We start from the raw sequence: 25,897 nt of genomic DNA, 5'->3' as shown, positions 1-25,897 counted from the left end.
TCCCTCCTGGTCCCTGGTTTTAGACTTCTACGCCCATGCCTTTGGCTTTTTCGATAACTTCTTCGATGCGGCCAACCAAACGGAAAGCGTCCTCTGGCAAGTGATCGTATTTGCCGTCAAGAATTTCTCTGAATCCTTTGATCGTTTCCTGTACTGGAACATACGAGCCTTTTTGGCCTGTGAACTGTTCAGCTACGTGGAAGTTCTGTGATAGGAAGTTTTGTACGCGGCGAGCACGGTTAACCGTAAGCTTGTCGTCGTCGCTCAACTCATCCATACCAAGGATTGCAATGATATCCTGAAGTTCACGGTAACGCTGAAGCGTTTCCTGGACTTCACGGGAAACTGCATAGTGTTCAGCACCAACGATTTCAGGCGACAATGCGCGAGAAGTCGATGCCAATGGATCCACCGCAGGGTAGATACCCATCTCAGAAAGTTTACGCTCAAGGTTCGTTGTTGCGTCCAAGTGAGCGAAAGTTGTTGCTGGAGCCGGATCCGTATAGTCATCGGCAGGAACATAGATCGCTTGGATCGAAGTTACAGAACCTTTGCTAGTTGTCGTGATCCGTTCTTGCAATTGGCCCATCTCCGTAGCAAGTGTCGGCTGGTAACCAACCGCTGAAGGCATACGGCCTAGAAGGGCGGATACTTCAGATCCTGCTTGTGTGAAACGGAAAATGTTATCGATGAAGAGAAGAACGTCAGCGCCCTGCTCATCACGGAAGTATTCTGCCATTGTCAAACCTGTCAAAGCGACACGCATACGTGCGCCAGGCGGCTCGTTCATCTGGCCGAAGACCATTGATGTTTTCTTGATAACGCCGGAATCGCTCATCTCGTGGAACAAGTCATTTCCTTCGCGTGTACGTTCGCCAACACCGGCGAATACTGAAAGACCGCCGTGCTCTTGAGCGATGTTGTTGATCAATTCCTGGATCAGAACTGTTTTACCTACGCCGGCACCACCGAAGAGGCCGATTTTACCGCCTTTGATGTAAGGGGCAAGCAAGTCAACAACTTTGATACCAGTTTCAAGGATTTCAACTTCAGTTGAAAGATGTTCGAATGTAGGTGCAGAACGGTGGATCGGGTTCCGCATTTCTGTTGCAGGAATTTCTTCCCCTAAGTCGATTACTTCGCCAAGTACGTTGAATACGCGGCCTAGTGTTACATCTCCAACTGGAACAGTGATAGCGCTGCCCAAATCGGTTACTACTGAACCGCGCTGCAAGCCGTCAGTGGATTCCATCGCAATTGTGCGAACAGTATCATCACCAAGGTGTAGAGCTACTTCAAGCGTCAATTTTACTTGAGGCTGATTTGGACGGTTGATTAATACAGTCAGGGCGTTGTAGATTGCTGGAAGATGGCCATCGGCAAACTTCACGTCTACAACCGGACCCATAACTTGAAGAACGTGTCCTGTGTTCATGCTGTTCCCTCCTGTCTTACTTTTTTCAAAACATGGCGCTTGAGCTCTTCTTTACGATTCGGCCCAAGCGCTTCATTTTTCTTTTATTTTATAGCTTTTGCTACTCTTATTGTCTAGCTCCGGCGCCCAGCTCCTCGGGGTCTTAAGACAGCCCACTACGGAAATCAGGATTTCCTGCGTGTTCTGCCTTAAGCCCATCGGAGCTACACGGGCACCTGCGCTTTTCTATTCGAGAGCCGCGGCTCCGCCGACGATCTCAGTGATTTCCTGAGTGATCGCCGCTTGGCGCGCACGGTTATAAGTGAGTGTCAATCCACCAATCAAGTCTGTCGCATTATCGGTCGCGCTCTTCATTGCGGTCATGGACGCAGCGTGCTCACTTGCCTTGCCGTCAAGAACAGCCCCGAAAATCAAGCTTTCTGCGTATTGCGGAAGAAGCACTTCTAAAATGGCTTCAGCAGACGGATCGAACTCGTAAGATGCAGTCGCTCCAGTCGCTTGGATATCCGTAAGCGGCAGAACTTTCTTTTCCGTGACTTCTTGCTGGATGGCAGAGACAAAGTGATTGTAGTACATATAAACTTCGTCATACGTACCGTCTGAGAACATACCAACAGCTTTGCGCGTAATTTCTTTGATGTCCGCGAAGGTTGGATGATCCGGAAGCGCGATTGCGCTCTCGAGGATCGTCATCCCTTGCTTAGCGAAGAAATCCCGGCCTTTACGGCCAACGCTGAGGATAACAAACTCGTCATTGGATGTATGGCGCGAACGGATCCGGGCCATAACAGTCCGAAGAATGTTGCTGTTGTATCCGCCGACTAAGCCGCGATCCGATGTGATGACTAGGTAAGCTGTTTTCTGCACAGGGCGGGTTGTCATCATTGCGTGCGTCTCGTTCGATCCGGCTGCAATCGATGCTACGACGTCCTGGATTTTGTTCATATACGGAACGAATGCTTTCGCGTTCAATTCGGCACGGTTCAATTTCGAAGCAGAAACCATTTGCATGGCCTTCGTGATCTGGCTTGTTTTCTTGGTTGACGTAATTCGGTTCTTTATATCGCGTAAAGATGCCACTGGTATTTCACCACCTTATTATTTTTTCTTCTAATCCGGACTCTATTACTGTTCTGAACGTGCGAATGTGCGTTTGAAATCGTTGATTGCTGCGCCAAATGCTTCATCAGAAGGCAAACCTTGAGTCGTGCGGATCGTATCCAAAACTTCAGTGTGGTTGGAATCCAGCCAGCTAGTCAATTCCGCTTCGAAGCGCTGGATGTCTTGGACAGGGATATCGTCCAGGAAGCCGCGAGTCAATGCATAGAAGATGACTACTTGTTTTTCAACTTTGATCGGATTGTTCAGATCCTGCTTCAATACTTCAACCGTACGTTTCCCGCGCTCAAGTTTGGCTGCAGTTGCTGCATCCAGGTCTGAACCGAACTGAGAGAATGACTCAAGTTCACGGTAAGCTGCAAGGTCAAGACGCAAGGTACCCGCAACTTTTTTCATCGCTTTGATCTGTGCTGAACCACCTACACGTGATACAGAAAGACCGGCGTTGATCGCTGGGCGTACACCTGAGAAGAATAGATCCGACTGAAGGAAGATCTGTCCGTCAGTGATCGAGATTACGTTTGTCGGAATGTAAGCGGAAATATCGCCCGCTTGCGTTTCAACGAATGGAAGAGCGGTAATCGAACCGGCACCCAAAGATTCGTTCAATTTTGCTGCGCGCTCAAGAAGGCGCGAGTGCAAGTAGAAGACATCCCCTGGATAAGCTTCACGGCCTGGAGGACGACGAAGCAAAAGTGAAAGTTCGCGGTAAGCAGATGCTTGTTTTGTCAGATCATCATAAACGATCAGGACGTGTTTGCCGTTGAACATGAACTCTTCCGCCATTGAAATCCCAGCGTAAGGAGCAAGGAACAAGAGTGGAGCCGGCTGTGAAGCCGAAGCTGTTACAACGATTGTGTAGTCAAGCGCGCCGTTTTTGCGGAGCGTTTCAACTACGTTACGCACTGTCGATTCTTTTTGGCCGATTGCCACATAGATACAGATCATGTCCTGGTCAGCTTGGTTCAAGATCGTATCGATCGCTACAGATGTTTTACCAGTCTGGCGGTCACCGATGATCAATTCGCGCTGTCCGCGGCCGATCGGCACTAGTGCATCAATCGCCTTGATGCCTGTTTGAAGCGGTTCATGAACCGATTTACGGGCCATAACGCCTTGTGCAGGGCTTTCGATTGGACGGGATTTTGTCGTGTTGATCGGGCCTAAGCCGTCAACAGGCATCCCTAGTGGATTTACTACGCGTCCGATAAGTTCCGGTCCAACTGGAACTTCCATGATGCGGCCAGTACGACGTACTTCATCGCCTTCTTTGATGTCTGCGAATGGCCCAAGGATGATGATACCAACGTTGTTGGCTTCCAAGTTCTGCGCCATACCAAGTACACCGGTTGAGAACTCGATAAGTTCTCCAGCCATGACGTTGTCGAGGCCATGAACACGAGCGATACCGTCACCGACTGTGATGACTGTACCAATATCGTCAACTTTCATTTCAGATTGATAGTTTTCAATCTGCTGCTTAATCAGTACACTGATTTCTTCAGCTTTGATGCTCATGTATGTCACCCTCTCATAATTTCTTAGATTAACCGATCAATTGACGCTGGAGGCGCTCAAGTTTCGAGCTGATCGAGCTATCGAAGATTCGGTTTCCGATTTGAAGACGCAGTCCGCCGATAAGGGACGGATCGATGACGTTTTCAATTCGCAAAGATTGTTTGCCGATTTTTTTCGCAAAGACCGAGGAGATGTTCGCGCGTTCTTCTTCAGTCAACGGACTTACAGAATAAACGATTGCATCTTCGATTCCTTTTGCAGCATTGTCCAGGCGGACATACTCATCGACGATTCCAGATACTTCGTCCAGGCGTTTCCGCTCAGACAAAATCTGCAATGTATTCAGCACATAAACATTTCCTTGGCCAAAAAGGTTGGAAATGATGTTTTTCTTTTCGTTCGCTTCCAGTTTCGGGGAACTTAAAAGTTCAAGCAGTTCAGGGTTCTGTTCAAATGCTTTCTGCACTTCGCGCAGGTCCTGCTCCACTTCAACCGAAGCATCGTGTTTCCCGGCAATTTCGAACAATGCTAAAGCATAGCGTTCTGCAGCTTGACTCATTGCACCTCGCCTGCCTTCGCAATCGTTTCGTTAATCAATTGGCGGTTGTCTTCTTCAGAAATTTCTTTGTTGAGAACTTTAGATGCTGCAAGCATAGACAACGCGACAACTTCTTCGCGGACTGCTGCTAGCGCCTGGTCTCTTTCGTTGGCAATTTCCTGCACTGCAGAGTCTTTCATGCGGCCAGCTTCAGCACGCGCAGTCGCGATAATGTCCTGACGCGAAACTTCGCCTTGCTTTTTGGCATTCTCTACGATTTCCTGCGCTTGAACGCGCGCTTCTTTAAGCATGCTGCGCTGTTCTTCAAGCAATTTTGCGGATTCTTGGCGGCTGTTTTCAGCCGTTTCGATTTCGCTTGCGATTAAATCTTCACGCTGCTGCATGATGCCCATCAAAGGGCCCCAAGCGAACTTTCTTAGCAGGAATAGCAATACTAGAAAGACGACAAGCGTCGCAATGATATCTCCACCGTTCAACCATTCTGCATGTGACTCAGTTGCACCGAGTACAAGGTGATCAAAAAACACGATTGTTTCACTCCCTTCAAGAGCCTAAAATTCAGATTGTTCTATAGTAAGATCTATGATTTTTAAGAATGTTTTTTCCGAAATCAAATGGGTTATACAAACATAAATGGCGAAAAACATGCCGAAGCACTCCCGCCATTCTGCCCTTTGTATAAAAGCCGGCTACTACTGGTTCATTACGATGAACGCGATAACTACGGCGATGATCGGTAGTGCTTCAACCAAAGCTACCCCGATGAACATTGTTGTTTGAAGAACGCCGCGTGCTTCTGGCTGGCGAGCGATACCTTCTACTGTTTTTGAAACGATAAGACCGTTACCAATACCTGCACCTAGTGCTGCTAAACCTACTGCGATTGCTGCTGCTAATAAACCTAATGAACCTGTCATTGTGATGTGTCCTCCTCAGGATAGTTGTTTTTTTGTGTTTGCTCTGTCAGGAGCGTTTTATACTCAATGGTCGTCGCTGACTTTATGCGATATATAAACCATCGTTAACATAACGAAAATGAACGCTTGGATAGCCCCGATAAAGATCGAGAATCCTTGCCATACCATCATCGGAAGGAATGCTGCGGCAAAACCGACTACACTTGCTCCACCGAGTCCGGCCAATAAACCTAGCAAAATCTCACCGGCGTAAATATTCCCGTAAAGACGCAGACCGAGTGTCAGCGTATTTGCGAATTCTTCAATGATCTTCAGCGGGAACAAGAATGACATCGGTTTGAAATAATCCGCCCCGTAGCCTTTCACGCCTTTCAGCTTGATGCCATAGTAATGGCTCAAGATGATAATCATTGCCGCCAGCGTCATTGTCACAATCGGATCAGCTGTTGGTGATTTCCACCACAGTTCCCCGTTGATAATGATTGAGAAAGGAAGCCCTAACATATTCGATACGAAGATGAACATGATGAGCGTAATTCCTAGTACATGGAATCGGCCGCCTGTTCTCCAGTCCATATTGCTTTTGATGATGCCCTTGACGAAATCCATGATCCATTCCATGAAGTTCTGCATGCCTGTCGGCTTGAGCTGCAGATTCCGTGTAGCGATAAAAGCAATTAGGAAAACGATAAGAGCGGCTACAATTAGCATCATTACGTTCGACAAGTTAAACCAGATCCCGAACACTTCATACATTGGAGCGCCATGACCCACGATAGTTTCACCTCTCTTTCCACTTTCTTAATGGTGTTTCACGTGATAAACAATCCGTTCTGCCAACAGCAGAACATAAGGGACCATTAACCCAATTACCGTACTGACCAAGTGAATATGCTCTGCGAAAAGAATAGCTATCGCAACAGCGGCAACACCTGATGCAAACCGTAATGCCGTTCCAAGCGAACGAACTTTCGAGCCTTCTGCCACCGCCCGGTCGAATTTCTCCATCCGGCGAACCAAAATCCACATATTATAGATTCCGAACAAAGTTCCAATTATGAGGCCCGCGAACACTGCCTGGTACGGGGTGAATCCCCAACCGATGACAAAAGCCGCAAGGATGAAAAAAATCATCTTTTTTAAGCGTTCATAAATTTCCCTAAGTCCATCCATTTTTTTACTGGTCTCCTGATTCGAATTTTCGGACGGTCTGAAGCATCGCCCATATTCCGAGAGCTAATCCCAGGAACAGGAGGATGATCAAGAAAAGCGGGGCGGTTCCGAATTGTTCATCGAGCCACATACCTGTGAACAGACCGATGAGCACGGACCCGACAAGTTGTGAGAGGATGGCACTGTAAAGAGCCATCGCTTGTAAGGGACTTTTTGATGGGCGCATGATAAACCCCTCGAGTTTCGTTTGATTTGACATTTTACCCCTAAAAAGAGCAGTCGCATCAGGCTTTCAGAACAACATCTTTTATGTATGAAAACCTTCTCATGCATACCCTTTGTAAGCATACAATAGGGGTAAAATCATGTCAATTGCTAGTAGTGAAAAACATCACAAGCGATTTTGGCCCGACATATTGTTGACAAATTTTAATTTAAATGTCCAAACTGCCGGTTTAGCGCTTATTTACTTCCGAAATATTCATGCAGTGCTTTGACGATCCGCATTGATGCTTTGCCGTCTCCATAAGGGTTCGATGCATGCGACATGCTGTCATAAGCGGCTTTATCCGTCAGCAATTCCTTCGCGAGGCGGTAGATGTCTTCCTCGTTCGTGCCGGCAAGCTTCAGCGTTCCCGCATCAATGCCTTCCGGACGTTCCGTCGTATCGCGCAGCACAAGGACAGGTTTGCCGAGCGACGGCGCTTCTTCCTGAACCCCGCCCGAATCCGTCAAGATGAAGTACGAGCGCGCTGCGAAGTTATGGAAGTCCAGCACTTCAAGCGGTTCGATCAAATGGACTTGGCGGTTGTCGCCGAAGATTTCGTTCGCCACTTCGCGGACAGCCGGATTCAAATGCACCGGGTATACGACTTGGATATCGTCATGTTCTTCGGTCAGACGTTTGATGGCACGGAACATATTGCGCATCGGTTCGCCCAGGTTCTCACGGCGGTGGGCCGTCAGGAGGATCATCCGGTCGCTGCCGATCTTCTCGAGCATCGGATGCGTGTAGTCATCGCGCACGGTCGTCTTCAATGCGTCAATGGCCGTATTGCCGGTAACGTAGATCGTTTCCTCTTTCTTGTTTTCCGCGCGCAAGTTCTGTGCGGACTTTTCAGTCGGCGCAAAATGGATATCCGAAATGACGCCTGTCAGCTGGCGGTTCATCTCTTCCGGATACGGCGAGTATTTATTGAATGTACGGAGTCCCGCTTCTACGTGGCCCACTGCAATCTGGTTATAGAATGCCGCCAGGCTCGCAACGAATGTGGTCGTCGTATCGCCGTGAACCAGCACGATATCCGGCTTCGCTTCTTTCATGATGCCGTCGAGGCCTTCCAGCCCCCGGACCGTGACGTCGCTCAGCGTTTGGCGCTCTTTCATAATGTTCAAATCGAAATCCGGCGTGATCTGGAATGTTTCCAGCACCTGATCCAGCATTTCACGATGCTGTGCGGTGACCGCAACAAGCGGCTCGATCGTTTCCGGGTGCTTTTGCAGTTCCAGCACGAGCGGAGCCATCTTGATCGCTTCCGGCCGCGTTCCGAAAATCGTCATTACCTTCAACTTTTTCATTGAGCATATCCCTCGCTTTGATTTGTTAAGGAGCGGATTGGAGGATGCCCCAACTTGAGGCCCTCCCTTTCCGCGGGGTTCCTTACTTCGTTCCGAACAACCGGTCTCCTGCATCCCCAAGTCCCGGAACGATATAGCCATGGTCGTTCAACTTCTCATCCAGAGCTGCAATGTAGATATCGACATCCGGATGCGCAGCCTGCAGGGCTTCAACGCCTTCAGGAGCTGCGATGATGCACATGAAGCGGATTTTTGTCGCTCCGCGTTTTTTCAGCGAGTTGACAGCTTCGACTGCCGAACCGCCTGTCGCCAGCATCGGATCGACGACGATGAACTCCCGCTCCTGTACGTCGGACGGCAATTTCAAGTAATATTCCACTGGCTGCAATGTTTCCGGGTCGCGGTAAAGGCCGATATGCCCCACTTTTGCTGCCGGTATCAATTTCAAGATGCCATCGACCATGCCGATGCCTGCGCGAAGAATCGGAACAACGCCCAATTTCTTCCCTGCCAGTACATTCGACTTCGCCATTTGCACCGGAGTTTCCACTTCAATTTCTTCAAGCGGCAAATCACGTGTGATTTCGAACGCCATCAAAGTGGCGATCTCGTCCACAAGCTCACGGAATTCTTTTGTTCCGGTTGATTTGTCGCGGATGTACGTCAATTTATGCTGGATTAACGGGTGATCAAATACATATACCTTGCCCACTTGCACATCTCTCCTTTTCAAACATGATCTTAAACAGTATAACAGAATTTCCCGAAGCAAAGGAGAGCCAGCATGCATTGAGACTTTTCAGTTATTTTAAATTAGCAATAAAAAAGGGGCACCGGATCGATCCCCGTGCCCCTCCGCTATTCATTTTAAAATATCTGCAATCCCTTGAACAATCGCTTTGTATTATTTATAGAAGATTCGCTTCCTCGAGCGACATCGGACGGTAGAAGTAAAAACCTTGGCCATAGCGGCAGCCGGCGTCGATCAGCATGCGCCGCTGCTCCTCGGTCTCGATGCCTTCCGCAACAGCCACCATGCCGAGGTTCCCGGCGAGCTGCACAATCGTCCGCACAATCGCAAGCGTTGCCGGTTCGTGCATCCGGGAGACGAACGACCGGTCAATCTTGATCTCGTGCACCGGCAGCTTCTGCAGGTAGCTCAGCGATGAGTACCCCGTGCCGAAGTCATCGATCGATGAGGTGAAGCCGTAGTTCTGCAATTGCTTGAAGACTTTATAGGCCGTTTCAATGTCGACAAAGCCGATGCGCTCGGTGATTTCCAGGCGCAGCCACTCCGGCTCGATGCCATACTCAGCCGCCGTGTCCACCAGGTAAGGGATGAACGAATGGTGGAAGAAATGGTCGGTGGAGATGTTGACAGCGACCTGCCGCAGGTCCAGCCCGTGTTCGCGCCGTTTTTTCAGCCAGCTGAGCACACGCTTCAGGACGTGCTGTTCCAGCATGCGGATTTTGCCGTTCTTCTCGGCAGCCGGGATGAAAACATCCGGCGAGATATTACCGAGCTCCGTAGAGAACCAGCGGGCAAGCGCTTCGAAGCTGACGATGGCACCGCTGTTCAAATCGACTTTCGGCTGCAGGTGGACATTGATTTCTTCCCGCCGTATCGCAGCCGTCAATTCATTGGCAATGCGCAGGTCGCGCATCATGAACTCGTCGTGTTCATTTTCGTAGTAGCAGATCGATTCGCCGGCTCTCAGTTTGGCCTTCGACAACGCACTGTCCGCATGGCGGATCAGCTCATCCGGGTCGTTCTGTTTCGGCGTGATGATTGCCACACCCATTTTCAGCGTCAGAAACAATTCCATATCCTGTATGCTGGCAGGCTCCGCTGTACAATGGCCGAGCACTTCCAGGCAGTCGGGCACTTTGGTGAGCGGCGTCTGGCAAAAGATTGCGATGGTCGAATCCGAAAAGCGGGCAATCAGGTTATCTGCAGGCAATTTGGCCAAAAGGAACCGTTTGCCGATTTCCTTCACCAACGCATCCCCGGCCCGGTGCCCGTATTGGTCGACCATTTTGACATATTCATCCGTGGAAATAAACGCGATGAAGCCTTCTTTCTGTTCATTGACCATATCGCCGATTTCATTCATGAAATAGTTCCGGTTCGGCAGGCTCGTCTCTTTGTCGACATACGCCAGTTCCAGGATGTCCTCTTGCTGGCGGAAGTACTTGATGATGAGCGAAACGATCGGGGCGATTCCTTCGATAAACTCTCGGTCAGCCGGCGTCAGTGAAGCCCGGAATGGGAAATAGATGCCAAAGGTGCCGATTGCATTTCCGTCGGCGTCGAGAATCGGGACCGACCAGCTCGAGACGAGCCCGAACATATCCACCAGATTCTGGTAGTCTTTCCATAGTGGATCGGTCTTCATGTCTTCTACGACCACTGTTTCCTTGCGGTGGAACGCGGCTCCGCAAGTACCGGTATTTTCTTCTGCATAAATTTCGCTGATCGCTTCATGGAACCGGTTCGGCATCGATGTGCCGGCAGCTGCCCGGAACCGGCCGTCGTCCCCGACAAGCAGGACCGTGCATTTTGCATCGTCATGGAAGAACGATTCAACGGTCGAACACGCTTTTTGGATCAGGTAGCTGAGCATATAGCCTTTTTCAATTTCATAATATGTCTCCTGCTGAAGCTTGATGAGCGCTTCCGCCCGCTTTCGGTCCGTGATGTCCCGCAGCAGCATCAATGTGAAACGCCCTTCCGTTTCTTCAATATCAATCGGCTGGATGGTGATTTCGTTCCAGAACGGCACGCCGTCTTTCCGGTAGTTGATGATTTCACGCGTACAGGCTTCCCCGTTGTCAATGCATGTCCGGATTTCCTTGCTTGTCAGCTGGTCCGTCTTCTTGCCATGCAAAAAACGGCCGTTCTTTCCGATCACTTCGTTTTCCGAGTACCCGCACATCTCTAAAAATGTCTGATTGGCATAGACAATCGGATTATCTTCCGCTTCGGGATTGGTGATGATAAACCCTGTCTGGAACTCGACTCCAATCCGCCGAAGCCAGTCAATAACTATACGTCTTTCCTCATTCATCTCTTTAATCGACATTAGCGGGTCCCCCATGCTTGTTTCAGTATGTATGGTCAAAAAAACAGCTGCCTGTAAAACACTTATGGCAGCTGTATTCCCTTATTTGTAGAGCGGAAAACTTGCTGTCAGCTTCGCTGTGCGCTCTGCAGCTTCTTTTTTCACGTTCTCGTCTTCCGGAGCTTTCAGAAGCGAAGCAATGATGGAAGCCACTTCCTGCATTTCCGTTTCTTTAAAGCCGCGCGACGTTACAGCCGGCGTACCCAGACGGATTCCTGATGTGACAAACGGGCTTTCCGGATCGAATGGGATGGTGTTTTTGTTGGTCGTAATGCCGACTTCATCAAGCACATGCTCTGCGACTTTGCCTGTCAGGTTCAACGAGCGAAGGTCGAGCAGCAGCAAATGATTGTCGGTTCCGCCAGAAACGATGTCGACGCCTTCAGCCATCAGGCCTTTAGCCAATGCTTGGGCGTTTTTCACCACTTGGTCGATGTATTCCTTGAATTCCGGCTGCTGCGCTTCGCCGAAAGCAACTGCCTTGGCAGCGATGACGTGCATCAACGGGCCGCCTTGGATTCCAGGGAAAATGGTTTTGTCGATCTTTTTCGCGAATTCCTCTTTGCAAAGGATCAAGCCGCCGCGCGGGCCGCGAAGTGTCTTATGAGTGGTCGATGTTACGAAATGGGCATGCGGCACTGGGTTCGGATGGGCTCCGGTTGCTACGAGGCCTGCGATATGCGCCATATCCACCATCAAGTAAGCACCGACTTCGTCCGCAATTTCACGGAATTTCGCGAAATCCAGTACGCGCGAATAAGCGCTCGCGCCTGCTACGATCATTTTCGGTTTATGTTCAAGCGCTACGCGGCGCACGACATCATAATCAATCAATTGTGTTTCCGGGTCCACGCCGTATTCCACAAAATTGTACTGCATGCCGCTGAAATTGACCTTGCTGCCGTGCGTCAAGTGTCCGCCGTGGTTCAAGTTCATGCCCAGGATCGTGTCGCCTTTTTCCAGGACAGCTGTGTAAACCGCCATATTGGCCTGTGATCCCGAATGGGGCTGGACGTTTGCGTGTTCTGCGCCGAAAATTTCTTTCAGGCGATCACGAGCAATGTTTTCTACAATATCTACGTATTCGCAGCCGCCGTAATAGCGCTTGCCCGGATAGCCTTCGGCGTATTTGTTCGTGAGAACAGAGCCTTGGGCATCCATTACTGCTTGTGATACAAAGTTTTCAGATGCGATAAGTTCGATATTCGATTCCTGACGTTCTTTTTCCGCTTGCATTGCTTCATAAACTGCCGGGTCCTGCGTCTTAATCAATTCCATCTGTGAATCCCTCCTGTAGTTGAACAAGCTCACGATCATACCTTGCGCGCACGCCTCCGATCAATTTCGGCCGGGTCGTAGCTGCTGACACAATCGCTTCTCCTACTAGTTTAACAGAAGTTCGCAGTGGAACGGCTACTCTTTTTAAATGCATGCCGATCATTGTCTGCCCGATGTCGATTCCGGCGTGCGCCTGGATCTCCTCCACAACGACCGGATCGTTCATCGCCGTGAAAGCGTAGGCGCTCATCGATCCGCCGGCTTTCGGCACCGGGATGACAGTGACCGGCTCCCAGCCGTATTTCTCAGCTGCCTGGCGCTCGACTGTCAAAGCGCGGTTGATATGCTCACAGCCTTGGAATGCAAGAAAAATACGGTGGCGTGCAGCAAACTTTTCAAGCGCAGGATACAGATCCCCTGCAATGTCCAGTCCGCCGCCCGTTCCGATGCGTTCGCCTGCCACTTCGGAAGTGGAGCAGCCGACCACAAACACCTGGCCTTTTTTGAATTGGATCTGCTGTTCTAATTCACTCAACACTTCTTCCAGCTGCAATTCCCATAAAGCTTGCATATCTTCCACCCCTTCAATCAGTTTTCGAGGTTCGTAATCTTCTGGATGCGGTTTTCATGGCGTCCGCCTTCGAATTCTTCGGAAAGCCAAGTTTTCACAATTTCGCGCGCCAATCCGGATCCGATGACCCGTTCGCCCATCACGAGGACATTGGAATCGTTGTGCCCACGCGTGGCTTTTGCACTGAAGACATCGTGCACCAATGCAGCGCGTACGCCTTTGATTTTATTGGCCGCGATCGACATTCCAATGCCCGTGCCGCAAATCAGGATGCCGCGGTCATATTCGCCGGCAGCCACCGCTTCAGCGACCGGTTTTGCGTAATCCGGATAATCGACGGAATCGTCCGTTTGAGGGCCGAAATCCTTGTAGTCGACGCCGATTTCATCAAGCAGGTTCATTACATCTTTGCGGAGAACATTTCCGCCGTGGTCGGATGAGATTGCTATTTTCATGTAAACCCTCTTTTCTTTTTGCTGGTTGGCGGACTGCAGTCCACTGCAGCCCACTTTCATACTATTCTATCATCATTAGCGCAAAAATACATGCATGGCAATCACTCCCCCTAAACCGGATGGTTGGGATAGAGGAGGGGTGAAAGAGTCCTAAAAAATAAAAAACTGCAGCTGCCCCGATTTGTAAAAGGGGAACTGCAGTATCGGGATACGGTGAAGTAGAAATTTTTTATTCCCGATATTCCGCAAAACCGCTGCGCTTGCCTGCGGGCGAGCGCCAAGCCTCCTCAGCCGCGCTGCGGCTTGCGGGGTCTCGGCTGTCTCGCTTTCCCGCGGGCGTCTCCGCTGTTTTGCTTCATATCTCAGAAAGCACTACTAAAACGGATAAAGTTATCAGCTTTTGAAGATTGAAACTAGCGCCGGCGCGTCCACGGGCTAGGCGTAGCTATGAGACGGATGTCCTTCCCGGCTCATTGCGAAAGCCATGCCCAAAGCGCCAAAGCGGCATATCAACCATCTTTCATTAATTCACCGTATCCCGAAACTGTTTGCCGGATTCATTCCGCTATTTTATCCACAAGTTTATCGATCAGCGTTTTCAATTCGCTGTAGGTCTGTTGGTATGTGGATAACGGGCCGCCGTAAGGATCGCTGACGTCGGCCGGGATGCCATGGGTGAACTCGATCAGTGTGTAGATTTTATCGGACGCTTCGGGATAGTTCTGGATGAGATACTCTTTATGGGAAGCGGTCATGGTCAGTACGAGCGTCGACCATTCCAGGTCCTGGCGGGTCAATTGCTTCGCAGAATGCGAAAAGTCAATTCCATCATTTTCCAACACAGTCTGTGCATGCCGGGAAAGCGGTGCCTCCCCGGCAAAAATACCGGCAGAACGCACTTCAATTCCCTCCAGCTCTTTGGCAGAAAAGAGCGCTTCAGCCATCGGGCTGCGGCATGTATTTCCTGTGCAGACAAAGAAAATCCTCATAGTTTCCTCACCTTTCCTTTGGGGTCAGCTAAACCATTTGTGGTCAGCCGCTTTTTCCAGGCGGTTCATCAAGGCATCGCCTTTTTCGGGATTCAACGGAACGACCGCCAATACAAGATCCACTTTCATCAAATCGCATTTCCGCAAGCTATCGTACAAGGCTTCGCCGGACAGCGCAAAATGAAAATCAGCTTGCGGGTAGCTTTCTTTACTCAATACAGCTACCTTTTTGCCGCTTCTTTGAACATGTTCAATGGCTTTTAGAATCAAGGCCGGTTTATCTTCTATTAAATAGACGGGCGCTTCCGGTGCATAATGGATATACTTCATCCCCGGCGCTTTTGGTGCGTTGTTCTTGATTTCAGTCGACAAGTGCACGGTGCCGATTTCCGCTTCGAGCTGTTGTTTGGAGATTTTGCCCGGACGCAGGATCACCGGCGGCTCAGAAGTCATGTCCAGCACAGTCGACTCAAGCCCGATTTCTGTAGCACCGCCGTCCAGAATAAGCGGAATGATGCCATCCATGTCATGAAAGACATGTTCCGCCAGTGTCGGGCTCGGTTTCCCGCTGATGTTGGCGCTTGGGGCCGCAATCGGAATCCCGACGCGTTTCAAGAGGTTCAAGGCAACGGGATGGTCCGGCACCCGGATTCCGACGGTGTCCAAGTCCGCTGTGACGTTTCCCGCAAATGTGCCCGGTGACGCCTTCAGAATCAGCGTCAACGCCCCAGGCCAGAAAGCATCCATGCAATGCAGCGCCTTATCCGATACGTTCTGTACATAATGGAGCGCGCTTTCTTTCGAATCGACATGGACAATCAACGGATTGTCGGCAGGCCGGCCTTTCGCTTCGAAGATTCGGCTGACCGCTTCCCCGTTGGTCGCATCAGCCCCGAGGCCATAGACGGTCTCGGTAGGAAAAGCGACAACGCCGCCATTTTTCAAGATTTCCACAGCCTGTGTATATGTTTCTTCTTTATTCACATTCCTATCCACAAGAATGGTTTGCGTTTCCATGTGAACAACTCCTATTTTACCAGGTTTTTCGAATAGTTACCCACATTCAGTGGATAACTATTCGGTGATTGTGCGCAATATGTTAGCAACTTATTCATTTATGCAAAAAACCATGCGGTCGTTTCTGTTGATATCTTTTTTAACGTAAACTTTCGCTTGGGGAAAAGCCTCTCTCAAGAGAGTTTCCACTGCTTTTCCCTGTTCATGGCCGATCTCAAACCCGATGATGCCGGGTTTATTCAAGATGTCAGGCAATTGCCGGGCCATCTTTTCGTAGAGGGCAAGCCCGTCTTTTTCCGCAAAAAGCGCCTGATGCGGTTCAAAATCCCGGACGGTATCGGACAGGCTGTCCGCTTCGCGATGGGCAATATAGGGCGGATTCGACAGGACAATGTCCCATTTCCGGTCCTGCAGCGGTTCCGCCAAATCGCCAAGTTTAAAATCGATGTCTGCTCCGAAGCGCGCCGCGTTGGCCTTTGCGGTCTCAAGTGCCTGAGCCGATATATCGGTAGCTGTCACAGCGGCACCGGGCATTTCGCATTTCATCGTAATCGCAATGACGCCGCTTCCCGTTCCGATATCGGCGATCGAAGGTTTTTGATCCGGAAAATACTTCGCTGCCAATTGCAGCGTTTCTTCGATCAACTCTTCCGTTTCCGGCCGGGGAATGAGGACGTCGCGATTCACCGAAAAGGTGCGGCCGTAGAATTCCTCTATACCGGTCAGATGCTGGATTGGAACGCCCGCTGCATGCTCTTCGATGTTCCGCCAGAAGGCCTCGAATGTCTCCGGCGCCATTTCATCCCGAAGCGATGCCAGGAATGCCGCTTGCGACATGCCCAATTGGTGCTGCAACAGGATCCTCGCCGCATTCTCCTCCCGGCCATGGTCTTTTAAAAAAGAAGAAGCCCGGTTAAGGGCCTCAAATACTCGTTTCACTTCAGTCATTGTTCAACGCTTCCATCTTAGCGGATTGTTCTTCGACAACAAGCGCTTCGACGATTTCATCCATTTTGCCTTGCATGATCTGGTCGAGCTTCTGGATCGTCAATCCGATGCGGTGGTCAGTCACACGGTTTTGCGGGAAATTGTAAGTACGGATTCGTTCTGAACGATCGCCGGTTCCGACAGCGGATTTGCGCACTGCATCATATTCCGCTTGTGCTTCCTGCTGGAATTTATCGTAGACGCGGGCGCGCAAGACTTTCATGGCGCTCGCTTTGTTCTTGATCTGAGATTTTTCATCTTGGCACGTTACGACCGTGTTTGTCGGAATGTGCGTCAGGCGGACTGCGGACATCGTCGTGTTGACGGACTGTCCGCCCGCACCTGAGGACGCATACGTATCGACACGGATATCGTTGTCGTGGATTTCCACTTCCACTTCTTCCACTTCCGGCAAACATGCAACTGTCGCGGTGGATGTATGGATCCGGCCGCCGGATTCTGTTTCCGGAACCCGTTGGACGCGGTGTGCGCCGTTTTCGTATTTCAACTTCGAATACGCGCCTTTCCCGGCAATCATAAAGACGATTTCTTTAAAGCCGCCAAGCCCTGTCGGATTCGAATCCATAACGGTCACTTTCCAGCCATTCGATTCCGCGTAGCGGCTGTACATGCGGTAAAGGTCACCGGCAAACAGCGCAGCTTCGTCTCCGCCTGCAGCGCCCCGGATCTCCATGATGACGTTCTTGTCATCGTTAGGGTCTTTCGGAATTAATAAAATATGGAGCCGTGCTTCGATTGTTTCCAATTGTGCTTCAAGGTCGCTTACTTCTTCTTTGACCATTTCACGCATCTCCGGATCCAATTTGTCATCGAACATCGCCTTCGCTTCGCTCAATTGCTCTTTCAAATCCTTGTATTCACGGTATGCTTCCACCGTTTCCTGCATATCAGATTGCTCTTTTGAGTATTCCCGCAGTTTGTTTGTATCGCTGACGATCGCCGGATCGCTCAGCAGTTCATTCAAACGGTCATATCGATCTTCTACTGCTTGTAATCGATCAAACATTTCCGTATCACCTCTGTTCCTATTTACTTTTTATATATTTATATAGAAGAAATCGCACCAAGCGGACACTGTTCCGACCTTTTTCTTCTATAAGTAAGATGAATAAATAACCTATGTTTGACGATATTCCGCAAAACAGCTCCGTAAACCCGTGTGCTCCTGCGCGCTTTGCGCTCGTCGCAAAGCGATGGCTCAAACTTCCTTAGAACCATCTCTTTGCCGCGGGCTCGCGTTCGAGCCTCCGCTGTTTTGCTCCATATCCTTAAATAAATTACACTCAATATGAAATTAGTTCTAACAAAAATTTATTGAAAAGCCGAACTGCTAAGCAAAGGGTAGAATCCATCTTCATAAATCTCCATATGAATCTTAGAAGAAAGAGCGAAAGGCGGCGACTCCAGCGGGAATAGCATGAGCTGAAGGCCCCGCAGGAGCGCAGCGACGAGGAGACTGAAGCCATGCCCGCGGAAAGCGTCCGCCTGCAGCGATTTCCTCAAAGCTTTAATCATAATATGAAGAAACTAATTTCAATTACTAACCGTCACGCCTGCCGGCACTTCATGATGATGGCGGCAGCGCGGCTCGTAGGCTTCTGATGCTCCGACCAGGATCGTCGGGTCATCGGAGCCGGCCGGTTTGCCGTCGATTAGGCGCTGTGTCCGGCTCGCGGGTGAACCGCATACGGTGCAGACAGCCTGCAATTTCGTGACTTGCTCGGCGACAGCCAAAAGGTGCGGCATCGGACCGAACGGGCGTCCGCGGAAATCCTGGTCCAGTCCGGCCACGATGACCCGGAAGCCATGGTCTGCCAGCTTCTGGACATTCGCGATGATCTCGTCATCAAAAAACTGCGCTTCGTCTATTGCGATGACGTCGTATTCATCTGAGATGTAATTCCATAATTCTTCGGAATGCCCGATCGGCAAGGCAATGACTTTGGTGCCGTTATGGGAAACAACTTCTTCTTCGCTATAGCGGTTGTCCAATTTCGGTTTGAAAACTGCGATCTTCTGTTTTGCAAATTGCGAACGGCGCACACGCCGGATGAGCTCCTCCGATTTCCCTGAAAACATGCTTCCGCAAATCAGCTCAACCCAGCCTGACTGTTTCATGACGTACATATAGTGAGACCCCTTTCAAACGCTTTTCATTATTTTTATCATACCTAAATTCGGCGGCAATTACTGCTATTTTCACATTATGTAAAAGGATTATCCGAGCAATAAACCAAAAAAATACCTGCCTCGCGTTTTCGCGCTTGGCAGGTATATTTTGATCTTACTTGGCTTCTTCTTTGATGCCGTATTTTTTGTTGAAACGGTCTACGCGGCCGTCTGCAGCAGCAAATTTCTGGCGTCCAGTGTAGAATGGGTGGCACTCTGAGCAAAGCTCGACGTTGATGTTCTCTTTTACAGAACCTGTAGTGAAGCTGTTGCCGCAAGAGCAAGTTACCGTTGCTTGTTTGTAATCTGGATGAATACCTGTTTTCATGTGTTTTTCTCCTCCCGCCCTGAACCATCTGGAACAGAGTTTATGATCTATTTTGCTATTGCCTTACATGGCTCTTTAGGCCATATATGCAATAGTCATGTATTGATTCACTTTCATAATCATATCAAATCCGGCTGCTGTTTGCAACCATTTAGATCATCTTTTTATTGCTGCGATGAGCTTTCAATTCGTTGGCCAGCTGCTCGAAAAATTCCTCGTTTGTCTTGGTGCCGCTGAGTTTTTTCAGGAAACGTTCCCCGAAATCCGGTGAATCCGAAAACGTTTTGCGGATCGCCCATAATTTGTCCAGCTGATCCGGCTGCAATAAAAGTTCTTCTTTGCGCGTGCCCGAGCGGCGGATATCGATCGCCGGGAAAATGCGCCGTTCTGCGAGGCTGCGGTCCAGATGCAGCTCCATATTGCCGGTGCCTTTGAATTCCTCGTAGATGACTTCATCCATGCGCGATCCCGTTTCAACCAATGCAGTGGCCAGGATTGTCAGGCTGCCGCCTTCTTCGATGTTGCGGGCTGCCCCGAAAAAGCGTTTCGGCCGGTGGAATGCAGCCGGGTCAATCCCTCCTGACAGTGTACGGCCGCTCGGCGGAATGACCAAATTATATGCCCGCGCCAAGCGTGTAATCGAATCCATCAGAATGATGACGTCCCGTTTATGCTCAACCAGGCGCATCGCCCGTTCAAGGACGAGTTCCGCCACTTTCACATGGTTTTCCGGCACTTCGTCAAACGTAGAAGATACGACGTCCGCATCCACGGATCGCTCAATGTCCGTCACTTCTTCCGGGCGCTCATCAATCAACAGCACGATCAATTCCGCTTCCGGATGGTTTGTCGTAATGGAATTGGCGATCTGCTTCAACAGCATCGTCTTGCCGGCTTTCGGCGGTGCGACAATCAGGCCGCGCTGGCCGAATCCGACAGGTGCAACCAAATCCATGATCCGTGTCGACAGCCGGTCCGGTGTCGTTTCCAGTTTGATGTGGCGGTCCGGGTAAAGCGGCGTCAGTCCCGGGAAATGGACCCGTTCCTTGGCCACTTCCGGGTCTTCGCCATTGACGGCTTCCACTTGCAGCAGTCCGAAATACCGTTCATTCTCTTTCGGCGGGCGCACTTTCCCGGATACTTTATCGCCATTCCGCAAATCGAAGCGGCGGATCTGGGAAGCGGAAATGTAGATGTCCTGCGAGCTTGGCGAATAGTTGATCGGGCGCAGGAAGCCGAAGCCTTCCGATTGGATGATTTCCAGGACGCCTTCCATAAAGAAGAAGCCTTCTTGCTCGGCGCGTGTTTTCAAGATGGCGAAAATCAGTTCTTTCTTGCTCAATTTGCTGTAGTTCGTCAATTTGTATTCTTTCGCCAAAGTGTACAGCTCTCTCAGCGTCATGTTTTCCAATGCGGAAATTGTTATTGTCGTCATTATGGGACACCACTCTTACTCATTTTTTAGGGTTAATTGTTTTGAGGATCATTCGTTGGATAGGTTAGGAAAGATCTTTAAAGAAGGAGCCCGGCATTCGCCGGACTCATTTTAGAAGTTGATCAATCGTTCATGACAAGATTCGGTTTCTTCTTCAAGCTGTGGCGCCCTTCAACAAAGCGGACGGTGCCCGATTTTGCGCGCATGACCAATGTATGGCTTTCAGCGAATGCGCCTTTCAGCTGTACGCCGCGCAGCAATTCGCCGTCCGTTACGCCGGTTGCGGCAAAAATCGCGTCGTCCCCTTTGACAAGGTCTTCCATCTTCAGGACTTTGCCCACATCAATGCCCATATCTTTGCAGCGCTGCGCTTCCTCTTCGTTCTGCGGAAGCAGTTTGCCCTGTATTTCGCCGCCTAGGCATTTCAGGCCGACTGCCGCGATGACGCCTTCAGGAGCACCGCCGACGCCGAACAGAATGTCGACGCCGGTTTTATCGAATGCCGTGTTGAGCGCCCCGGCCACATCGCCATCCGTAATCAATTTGATGCGTGCGCCAGCGGCACGGATCTGGTCGATGATGTCTTTATGGCGCGGCCGGTCAAGGATTGTTGCAACCACGTCTTCAATATCCTTGTTTTTCGCTTTGGCGACAGCGCGCAGGTTGTCGATAACCGGCGCATTGATGTCGATTTTGCCAACTGACTCAGGACCGACTGCAATTTTATCCATGTACATGTCCGGAGCATTCAACAGATTGCCGCGGTCTGCAATCGCCAGGACCGCCAGTGCGTTCCAGCCGCCGGCAGCGACGATGTTCGTCCCTTCAAGCGGGTCGACTGCGACATCCACTTCCGGCCCTTGGCCGGTTCCGAGCTCTTCGCCGATATAGAGCATCGGTGCCTCGTCCATTTCGCCTTCGCCAATGACGACCACTCCGCGCATCGGAATGGTATCAAATACATTGCGCATGGCTGTCGTCGCAGCGTCGTCCGCTTCGTTCTTCAGGCCGCGGCCCATCCATTTGGAAGAGGCAATTGCTGCAGCCTCTGTAACCCGAACCAGTTCCATCGATAAACTTCGTTCCATAATATCAGTTCCTCCCGTTCAGCTATAGGTCCATCTCTAAATAATGTTGCATATTGCAAAAAGCCAAAAAGAAGTCAGTTCGTATTCGCGCCGTGCTCGGATTGCGAGCTGGCAACCGGATCCACCGTCTCGCGGCGGATGTCGGCGCCAAGGCCGCGCAGCTTCTGGACAATGTCCGAATAGCCGCGTTCAATATGGTAGATCTCGCGGACTTCCGTTTCCCCTTCAGCCAACAGTCCGGCAATCACCAAAGCGGCGCCTGCACGGAGGTCGGATGCCACAACTGTCGCTGCCGTCAACGGCGTCGGGCCGGTGATGACCGCAGCGCGGCCTTCCACCCGTCCGCTGGCATTCATACGGCGCAATTCGTCGATATGCTTGAAGCGGGCCGAGTAAATCGTGTCCGTAATCATGGAAGATCCGGTCGCCTGCGTCATCAAGACCGAGAACGGCTGCTGCAGATCGGTTGCGAAGCCTGGATAAACCAAGGTTTTTACGTCAATAGCATGCAATTGGTCCGGCTTCGGAATGTAGATCGATTCCTCGCCTTCCTGGACATCGACGCCCATTTCGCGAAGTTTCGCCGTCAGGGCTTCCATATGGAATGGAATGACGTTGTCGATCGTGATGCCGTCGCCGATCGCTGCTGCCATGACCATGAATGTTCCGGCTTCGATGCGGTCCGGGATGATGGTGTGGTTTGTGCCGTGAAGCTCTTCCACGCCGTCGATGCGGATGACATTCGTCCCCGCTCCCTTGATCTTCGCGCCCATGTTCGTCAGCAACGTAGCCACATCGATGATTTCCGGTTCTTTCGCCGCGTTTTCGATGATGGTCTGCCCTTTTGCGAGGACCGCCGCCAGCATGATGTTGATCGTCGCTCCGACGCTGACCACGTCGAGATAGATTTTCGCCCCGCGGAGTTCATCTGCGCGCAGGTAGATGGCGCCGTGTTCATTCGTCACTTTGGCACCCAGTGCTTCAAAGCCTTTGATGTGCTGGTCGATCGGACGAGGTCCAAGGAAACAGCCGCCGGGAAGCCCGATTGCTGCATGCTTGAAGCGGCCGAGCATCGCACCCATCATATAATAGGAAGCACGCAATTTTTTCACGTTGCCGTTCGGCAAAGGCATGTCGATCATATGGGTCGGATCGATATTCATCGTTCCGCCTTCAAATGAGACTTCCCCCCCGATTTCTTCCAGGATATTCTTCAATGTCCAAACATCAGAGATTTCAGGCAAGCCTTCGATCTGCACCGGCGAGTTTGCCAGGATTGATGCGGGAATCAATGCCACGGCACTGTTTTTTGCCCCGTTCACTTTGATCGTGCCTGAAAGGCGCTTTCCGCCTTTTATTTTATAAACGTCCATCTAATTTCTCCTTTTTATCACTTTATCGGGCAAGGGTTTCCTGTGCCGTTAAAGTCCAATTGGTCAATTGGCGTCCACCAGAGCCAGGCAATCCTTACTTGGCGCCTTCTTCAACAGAGCGTTTTTCCCAATCTGCCAGGAATGCTTCGATCCCTTTATCCGTCAGTGGGTGCTTGAACATTTGCTGCATCACTTTGATCGGCATTGTGCCGATGTGCGCGCCGTTCAATGCTGCGTCTGTCACGTGCTGCGGGTGGCGGATGGAAGCGGCGATGATTTCCGTCTGGATATCGTGGATTGCAAAAATTTCTGCAATCGTCGCAATCAAATCCATGCCGTTATGGCCGATATCGTCCAAACGTCCAAGGAATGGCGAAACGTATGAAGCGCCTGCACGTGCAGCAAGAAGTGCCTGGTTCGCGCTGAAGATCAACGTCACGTTGACTTTTGTGCCTTCTGATGCAAGAACTGAACATGCTTTCAAGCCGTCCGGCGTCATTGGCAATTTCACCGTGATGTTCGGTGCAAGTGCAGCCAATTCGCGGCCTTCTTTGATCATGCCTTCCGCATCAAGCGCAATGACTTCCCCGCTGATCGATCCGTCGACAAGTGCCGCAATTTCCTTCAAGCGGTCGTGGAATGAAACATTTTTCTCTTTCGCTACCAATGACGGGTTGGTCGTCACGCCGGAAAGGATGCCCCATGAATATGCTTCTTTGATTTCTTCGAAGTTAGCTGTATCAATAAAAAATTTCATTGTGTTTTCCTCCTAGTTTGATGGAAAAAAGAGAAGACACCCATCGGACGCTTCTCTCTTTCATCCATTCTTTGTGTTATTAAGCTTTTCCTGAACTTCCGAATTCACGCATCTTGCCGATGACAGTTGCTTTGATCGCTTCACGTGCCGGCGTCAAGTATTTGCGCGGATCGTACATTTCCGTATCTTTCGCCAATGCTTCACGGACCGCTTTCGCCGAAGCGATCTGGTTTTCCGTGTTCACATTGATCTTTGCCGTCCCCAGTGCAACAGAACGCTGGATATCCTTCACAGGAATCCCGGTTCCGCCGTGCAGGACAAGCGGCACGTCGCAAAGCTGCGAAATTTCTTCCATTTCTTTAAAGCCAAGGTTCGGCTCGCCTTTGTAAGGGCCGTGGACCGATCCAAGAGCCGGCGCGAGGCAGTCGATGCCCGTTTCGTCGACAAGCTGCTTGCATTCCTGCGGATCGGCATAAATGACGCCGTCTGCAATGACGTCGTCTTCCTGTCCGCCGACTGTGCCCAGTTCCGCTTCTACAGACACGTTATTTTTATGTGCATATTCCACCACTTGTTTCGTGATTTCGATGTTCTCTTCAAACGGGTGATGCGATGCATCGATCATGACAGATGTAAATCCGGCATCGATCGCTTCTTTGCATTTTTCGAAGCTCGAACCGTGGTCCAGGTGAATGGCCACAGGAACAGTCGTTTTATAATCGTGCATCAAGCCCTTCACCATATGTACAACTGTGGTGAAGCCGCCCATGTAGCGGGCTGCGCCTTCTGATACGCCAAGAATGACAGGGGAGTTCTCCTCCTGTGCCGCCTGCAGAATCGCTTGCGTGAACTCAAGATTATTTAAATTGAATTGGCCGATTGCATAGCCTTCTTGTTTTCCTTTGATCATCATTTCTTTCATTGAAACTAACGGCATTCCTATTTCCTCCTCAGCAGTGGCTCTATCCAAATATCCTTTATACTATACCAAAAACCGCATGATTCCGCCACTTCGGGCATATATCAGTCTCTTAACATTTCCTTTACAGCATTGCGGATTTCAAAAACATCGAACGGTTTGGTGAAATAACAGCACGCTCCGTTGTCAATCGATTCCTCGATGACATCGAGTTCGCCGTATGCGGTCATCATGATGACCCGGATATCCTGCTGAAGCTTTTTCAGCCCCTTGAGAATCTCGATGCCGTCCATTCCGGGAATTTTCATATCGAGCAGGACCACATCAGGCGGCGTCTCCTCCGCTTGCTGCAGCGCCTGTTTCCCGTTCGCAGCCAGCAAGGTATGGAAGCCTTCCTTTTTGAATACTTCGTTTAATAATAAGCGTATGCCCGTCTGGTCATCAACGATCAGTATCGTGTGCAAAAGGCTTCATTCCTTCCTGTGTTTTCTTTCCATTTTACTAAATGCTGCCAAGTTATTCTACTCATTGCTCATCTGGTATACTCATTAATACGAGGTGAGTAAAGATGAAAATGCTGACAACCCAACTGGCTGGCCTATTCCAGCGGATCGCCCAGCAGGAGGAGTCCATTGAAGAAACCGCTCGGCTGCTCGCTCAGGCGGCCATCGGCGAAGGCACGATCTTCCTTGCGGCCTTCGGCGAGATGAAAGCAGTTCTTCCCGTCGCCCTTGAAGGGGCGGAGCCGCTGCATAAGGCGGTCGAATGGACGCCCCAGAGCATCGTCATGCCGGAAGACCGGGTCTGGATTCTTGCGAGAAACGACGAAGCCGATGAATTGATCGGGCGCCTCAATGACGCCCACCTTCCCTTCGCCGTGCTCTTCGGCGAGGCCCGGGAAGGCATCGAAGCCGATGCAGCCGTCTCGCTCGGCATCAGAAAAGGGCTGATCCCTTTGGATGACGGCAGCCGGTCCGTGCATCCCTATGCCATCGGCGCCCTGTACGTCTTCCATGCGGTCAAACTGGCAATCGATGAAATGCTGGCGGAATGAGATTGAACAAAAAGCCTTTCCCGAAAACGGAAAGG

At 50.6% G+C, this 25,897-nt stretch carries 28 protein-coding genes; 1 reads left to right on the top strand and 27 read right to left on the bottom strand.

Translation table 11 applies throughout. The features are described from left to right. Positions 1 to 19: 19 nt before the first annotated feature. From atpD to ACFSDB_RS02895, 27 genes are all read right to left on the bottom strand, one after another. Positions 20 to 1,435, bottom strand: coding sequence for a F0F1 ATP synthase subunit beta (gene atpD / locus ACFSDB_RS03025; protein ID WP_204891057.1), 1,416 nt, complete (start codon positions 1,433 to 1,435; stop codon positions 20 to 22). Between the two features lie 225 nt (positions 1,436 to 1,660). Continuing rightward, a complete protein-coding gene (gene atpG, locus ACFSDB_RS03020) occupies positions 1,661 to 2,515 on the bottom strand; it encodes an ATP synthase F1 subunit gamma (RefSeq protein ID WP_204891058.1) in 855 nt (284 codons plus the stop codon). 45 nt (positions 2,516 to 2,560) lie between these two features. Then, positions 2,561 to 4,072: a F0F1 ATP synthase subunit alpha gene (atpA, locus tag ACFSDB_RS03015; RefSeq protein ID WP_204891059.1), complete on the bottom strand. Its 1,512-nt coding sequence runs from the start codon at positions 4,070 to 4,072 to the stop codon at positions 2,561 to 2,563. Between the two features lie 28 nt (positions 4,073 to 4,100). Next, positions 4,101 to 4,631, bottom strand: coding sequence for a F0F1 ATP synthase subunit delta (locus ACFSDB_RS03010; RefSeq protein WP_204891060.1), 531 nt, complete (start codon positions 4,629 to 4,631; stop codon positions 4,101 to 4,103). Further along, entirely contained in the window at positions 4,628 to 5,158 is a 531-nt protein-coding gene (gene atpF / locus ACFSDB_RS03005) for a F0F1 ATP synthase subunit B (protein ID WP_204891061.1), read from the bottom strand. The genes ACFSDB_RS03010 and atpF overlap by 4 nt, the downstream gene beginning before the upstream one ends. A 165-nt stretch (positions 5,159 to 5,323) precedes the next feature. Next, on the bottom strand, positions 5,324 to 5,548 hold the full coding sequence (atpE, locus tag ACFSDB_RS03000) for a F0F1 ATP synthase subunit C (protein WP_006829234.1): 225 nt from the start codon (positions 5,546 to 5,548) through the stop codon (positions 5,324 to 5,326). A 63-nt stretch (positions 5,549 to 5,611) separates the two neighbouring features. Further along, complete coding sequence (gene atpB / locus ACFSDB_RS02995) at positions 5,612 to 6,322, bottom strand: F0F1 ATP synthase subunit A (RefSeq protein WP_204891062.1); 711 nt, start codon at positions 6,320 to 6,322, stop codon at positions 5,612 to 5,614. Between the two features lie 27 nt (positions 6,323 to 6,349). Next, a complete protein-coding gene (locus ACFSDB_RS02990) occupies positions 6,350 to 6,721 on the bottom strand; it encodes an ATP synthase subunit I (RefSeq protein ID WP_204891063.1) in 372 nt (123 codons plus the stop codon). A gap of 4 nt (positions 6,722 to 6,725) precedes the next feature. After that, complete coding sequence (locus ACFSDB_RS02985; RefSeq protein WP_204891064.1) at positions 6,726 to 6,947, bottom strand: AtpZ/AtpI family protein; 222 nt, start codon at positions 6,945 to 6,947, stop codon at positions 6,726 to 6,728. A 236-nt stretch (positions 6,948 to 7,183) separates the two neighbouring features. Continuing rightward, positions 7,184 to 8,299, bottom strand: coding sequence for a non-hydrolyzing UDP-N-acetylglucosamine 2-epimerase (wecB, locus tag ACFSDB_RS02980; RefSeq protein WP_204891065.1), 1,116 nt, complete (start codon positions 8,297 to 8,299; stop codon positions 7,184 to 7,186). 82 nt (positions 8,300 to 8,381) lie between these two features. After that, a complete protein-coding gene (gene upp, locus ACFSDB_RS02975; protein WP_204891066.1) occupies positions 8,382 to 9,011 on the bottom strand; it encodes a uracil phosphoribosyltransferase in 630 nt (209 codons plus the stop codon). 196 nt (positions 9,012 to 9,207) lie between these two features. Continuing rightward, positions 9,208 to 11,382, bottom strand: a complete 2,175-nt coding sequence (locus tag ACFSDB_RS02970; protein WP_204891067.1) for a putative bifunctional diguanylate cyclase/phosphodiesterase — start codon at positions 11,380 to 11,382, stop codon at positions 9,208 to 9,210. Between the two features lie 81 nt (positions 11,383 to 11,463). Then, complete coding sequence (locus ACFSDB_RS02965) at positions 11,464 to 12,699, bottom strand: serine hydroxymethyltransferase (RefSeq protein WP_204891068.1); 1,236 nt, start codon at positions 12,697 to 12,699, stop codon at positions 11,464 to 11,466. Then, on the bottom strand, positions 12,686 to 13,270 hold the full coding sequence (locus ACFSDB_RS02960; RefSeq protein ID WP_204891069.1) for a TIGR01440 family protein: 585 nt from the start codon (positions 13,268 to 13,270) through the stop codon (positions 12,686 to 12,688). The genes ACFSDB_RS02965 and ACFSDB_RS02960 overlap by 14 nt, the downstream gene beginning before the upstream one ends. Before the next feature lie 17 nt (positions 13,271 to 13,287). Next, on the bottom strand, positions 13,288 to 13,725 hold the full coding sequence (gene rpiB / locus ACFSDB_RS02955) for a ribose 5-phosphate isomerase B (protein ID WP_204891070.1): 438 nt from the start codon (positions 13,723 to 13,725) through the stop codon (positions 13,288 to 13,290). A gap of 557 nt (positions 13,726 to 14,282) precedes the next feature. Further along, positions 14,283 to 14,714, bottom strand: a complete 432-nt coding sequence (locus ACFSDB_RS02950; RefSeq protein WP_204891071.1) for a low molecular weight protein arginine phosphatase — start codon at positions 14,712 to 14,714, stop codon at positions 14,283 to 14,285. A gap of 24 nt (positions 14,715 to 14,738) precedes the next feature. After that, positions 14,739 to 15,731 carry an L-threonylcarbamoyladenylate synthase gene (locus ACFSDB_RS02945; protein WP_204891072.1) on the bottom strand — a complete coding sequence of 331 codons (993 nt, stop codon included), beginning with the start codon at positions 15,729 to 15,731 and terminating at the stop codon, positions 14,739 to 14,741. Positions 15,732 to 15,821: 90 nt separating this feature from the next. After that, complete coding sequence (gene prmC, locus ACFSDB_RS02940; RefSeq protein ID WP_204891073.1) at positions 15,822 to 16,679, bottom strand: peptide chain release factor N(5)-glutamine methyltransferase; 858 nt, start codon at positions 16,677 to 16,679, stop codon at positions 15,822 to 15,824. After that, entirely contained in the window at positions 16,672 to 17,745 is a 1,074-nt protein-coding gene (gene prfA / locus ACFSDB_RS02935) for a peptide chain release factor 1 (RefSeq protein ID WP_204891074.1), read from the bottom strand. The genes prmC and prfA overlap by 8 nt, the downstream gene beginning before the upstream one ends. 527 nt (positions 17,746 to 18,272) lie before the next feature. Further along, complete coding sequence (locus ACFSDB_RS02930) at positions 18,273 to 18,866, bottom strand: thymidine kinase (protein ID WP_204891075.1); 594 nt, start codon at positions 18,864 to 18,866, stop codon at positions 18,273 to 18,275. 157 nt (positions 18,867 to 19,023) lie between these two features. Then, positions 19,024 to 19,236, bottom strand: a complete 213-nt coding sequence (rpmE, locus tag ACFSDB_RS02925; RefSeq protein WP_204891076.1) for a 50S ribosomal protein L31 — start codon at positions 19,234 to 19,236, stop codon at positions 19,024 to 19,026. A gap of 151 nt (positions 19,237 to 19,387) precedes the next feature. Next, complete coding sequence (rho, locus tag ACFSDB_RS02920; protein ID WP_204891077.1) at positions 19,388 to 20,671, bottom strand: transcription termination factor Rho; 1,284 nt, start codon at positions 20,669 to 20,671, stop codon at positions 19,388 to 19,390. Positions 20,672 to 20,793: 122 nt separating this feature from the next. Next, on the bottom strand, positions 20,794 to 21,759 hold the full coding sequence (glpX, locus tag ACFSDB_RS02915; protein ID WP_204891078.1) for a class II fructose-bisphosphatase: 966 nt from the start codon (positions 21,757 to 21,759) through the stop codon (positions 20,794 to 20,796). A gap of 74 nt (positions 21,760 to 21,833) precedes the next feature. Next, the gene (locus tag ACFSDB_RS02910; RefSeq protein WP_204891079.1) at positions 21,834 to 23,132 is read right to left on the bottom strand and encodes a UDP-N-acetylglucosamine 1-carboxyvinyltransferase; all 1,299 of its coding nucleotides are present in this window, start codon (positions 23,130 to 23,132) and stop codon (positions 21,834 to 21,836) included. 94 nt (positions 23,133 to 23,226) lie between these two features. Next, entirely contained in the window at positions 23,227 to 23,889 is a 663-nt protein-coding gene (gene fsa / locus ACFSDB_RS02905; protein WP_204891080.1) for a fructose-6-phosphate aldolase, read from the bottom strand. A 79-nt stretch (positions 23,890 to 23,968) separates the two neighbouring features. After that, the gene (locus ACFSDB_RS02900) at positions 23,969 to 24,826 is read right to left on the bottom strand and encodes a class II fructose-bisphosphate aldolase (protein ID WP_204891081.1); all 858 of its coding nucleotides are present in this window, start codon (positions 24,824 to 24,826) and stop codon (positions 23,969 to 23,971) included. Between the two features lie 86 nt (positions 24,827 to 24,912). After that, the gene (locus ACFSDB_RS02895; protein WP_204891082.1) at positions 24,913 to 25,272 is read right to left on the bottom strand and encodes a response regulator; all 360 of its coding nucleotides are present in this window, start codon (positions 25,270 to 25,272) and stop codon (positions 24,913 to 24,915) included. Between the two features lie 110 nt (positions 25,273 to 25,382). Here ACFSDB_RS02895 and ACFSDB_RS02890 point away from each other — a divergent pair, with 110 nt between their 5' ends. Continuing rightward, on the top strand, positions 25,383 to 25,862 hold the full coding sequence (locus ACFSDB_RS02890; RefSeq protein ID WP_377339058.1) for a DUF2529 family protein: 480 nt from the start codon (positions 25,383 to 25,385) through the stop codon (positions 25,860 to 25,862). Positions 25,863 to 25,897 lie beyond the last annotated feature (35 nt).

Source organism: Planococcus chinensis, from assembly GCF_042681545.1.
Lineage (GTDB): Bacteria > Bacillota > Bacilli > Bacillales_A > Planococcaceae > Planococcus > Planococcus chinensis.
The sequence above is the reverse complement of the archived record's forward strand: the minus strand, read 5'-3'. Positions and strand labels throughout refer to the sequence as shown.

Bases quoted from the DNA above. Each gene is read 5' to 3' on its own strand.
- ACFSDB_RS02970 (WP_204891067.1), bottom strand. From the start codon at position 11,382: ATGTCGATTAAAGAGATGAATGAGGAAAGACGTATAGTTATTGACTGG.
- prfA (WP_204891074.1), bottom strand. From the start codon at position 17,745: ATGTTTGATCGATTACAAGCAGTAGAAGATCGATATGACCGTTTGAAT.
- atpD (WP_204891057.1), bottom strand. From the start codon at position 1,435: ATGAACACAGGACACGTTCTTCAAGTTATGGGTCCGGTTGTAGACGTG.
- fsa (WP_204891080.1), bottom strand. From the start codon at position 23,889: ATGAAATTTTTTATTGATACAGCTAACTTCGAAGAAATCAAAGAAGCA.
- ACFSDB_RS02960 (WP_204891069.1), bottom strand. From the start codon at position 13,270: ATGCAAGCTTTATGGGAATTGCAGCTGGAAGAAGTGTTGAGTGAATTA.
- rpmE (WP_204891076.1), bottom strand. From the start codon at position 19,236: ATGAAAACAGGTATTCATCCAGATTACAAACAAGCAACGGTAACTTGC.
- atpA (WP_204891059.1), bottom strand. From the start codon at position 4,072: ATGAGCATCAAAGCTGAAGAAATCAGTGTACTGATTAAGCAGCAGATT.
- ACFSDB_RS02900 (WP_204891081.1), bottom strand. From the start codon at position 24,826: ATGCCGTTAGTTTCAATGAAAGAAATGATGATCAAAGGAAAACAAGAA.
- ACFSDB_RS02990 (WP_204891063.1), bottom strand. From the start codon at position 6,721: ATGGATGGACTTAGGGAAATTTATGAACGCTTAAAAAAGATGATTTTT.
- ACFSDB_RS02945 (WP_204891072.1), bottom strand. From the start codon at position 15,731: ATGGAAACGCAAACCATTCTTGTGGATAGGAATGTGAATAAAGAAGAA.
- ACFSDB_RS02985 (WP_204891064.1), bottom strand. From the start codon at position 6,947: ATGCGCCCATCAAAAAGTCCCTTACAAGCGATGGCTCTTTACAGTGCC.
- rpiB (WP_204891070.1), bottom strand. From the start codon at position 13,725: ATGAAAATAGCAATCTCATCCGACCACGGCGGAAATGTTCTCCGCAAA.
- glpX (WP_204891078.1), bottom strand. From the start codon at position 21,759: ATGGAACGAAGTTTATCGATGGAACTGGTTCGGGTTACAGAGGCTGCA.
- ACFSDB_RS02930 (WP_204891075.1), bottom strand. From the start codon at position 18,866: ATGTACGTCATGAAACAGTCAGGCTGGGTTGAGCTGATTTGCGGAAGC.
- ACFSDB_RS03010 (WP_204891060.1), bottom strand. From the start codon at position 4,631: ATGAGTCAAGCTGCAGAACGCTATGCTTTAGCATTGTTCGAAATTGCC.
- ACFSDB_RS02910 (WP_204891079.1), bottom strand. From the start codon at position 23,132: ATGGACGTTTATAAAATAAAAGGCGGAAAGCGCCTTTCAGGCACGATC.
- ACFSDB_RS02950 (WP_204891071.1), bottom strand. From the start codon at position 14,714: ATGAGGATTTTCTTTGTCTGCACAGGAAATACATGCCGCAGCCCGATG.
- wecB (WP_204891065.1), bottom strand. From the start codon at position 8,299: ATGAAAAAGTTGAAGGTAATGACGATTTTCGGAACGCGGCCGGAAGCG.
- ACFSDB_RS02890 (WP_377339058.1), top strand. From the start codon at position 25,383: ATGCTGACAACCCAACTGGCTGGCCTATTCCAGCGGATCGCCCAGCAG.
- ACFSDB_RS02965 (WP_204891068.1), bottom strand. From the start codon at position 12,699: ATGGAATTGATTAAGACGCAGGACCCGGCAGTTTATGAAGCAATGCAA.
- rho (WP_204891077.1), bottom strand. From the start codon at position 20,671: ATGACGACAATAACAATTTCCGCATTGGAAAACATGACGCTGAGAGAG.
- prmC (WP_204891073.1), bottom strand. From the start codon at position 16,679: ATGACTGAAGTGAAACGAGTATTTGAGGCCCTTAACCGGGCTTCTTCT.
- atpE (WP_006829234.1), bottom strand. From the start codon at position 5,548: ATGACAGGTTCATTAGGTTTATTAGCAGCAGCAATCGCAGTAGGTTTA.